We start from the raw sequence: 310 nt of genomic DNA on the forward strand, positions 1-310 counted from the left end.
GCGCCAGCGCGGCGCGGTTGGCCGCGACCGCCGCCGGCGCGTCGCCGCAGCGCGCGCCGAGGTTGCAGCGCTCGAACGGCGCCGCCGACACGCCCGGCCCCAGCCGCATGCTCACCGCCGCGCGCACCGCGGGCGGCGCCGGCCAGTCGGGGATGATGAAGCCTTCCACGGCGAGGTCCTCAGCCCTCGTCCGGGCCGTGGGCCGCGCTGTCCTGGCGCAGCGCCCCGAGCAGCGCCTCCAGGTCGGCCGGGCGCGGCGCCGCGAAGGCCAATGCCTCGCCGGTCACCGGGTGTTCGAAGGCGAGGCGCT

At 79.7% G+C, this 310-nt stretch carries 1 protein-coding gene; it reads right to left on the reverse strand.

The window, feature by feature from the left end; translation table 11 throughout:
- Positions 1 to 109, reverse strand: a 109-nt coding sequence (locus ACH65_RS21110) for a laccase domain-containing protein (RefSeq protein WP_336884817.1), incomplete at its 3' end; no start/stop codon positions are given.
- Between the last annotated feature and the right edge of the window lie 201 nt (positions 110 to 310).

It is taken from the genome of Frateuria defendens (assembly GCF_001182895.1).
GTDB lineage: Bacteria > Pseudomonadota > Gammaproteobacteria > Xanthomonadales > Rhodanobacteraceae > Frateuria_B > Frateuria_B defendens.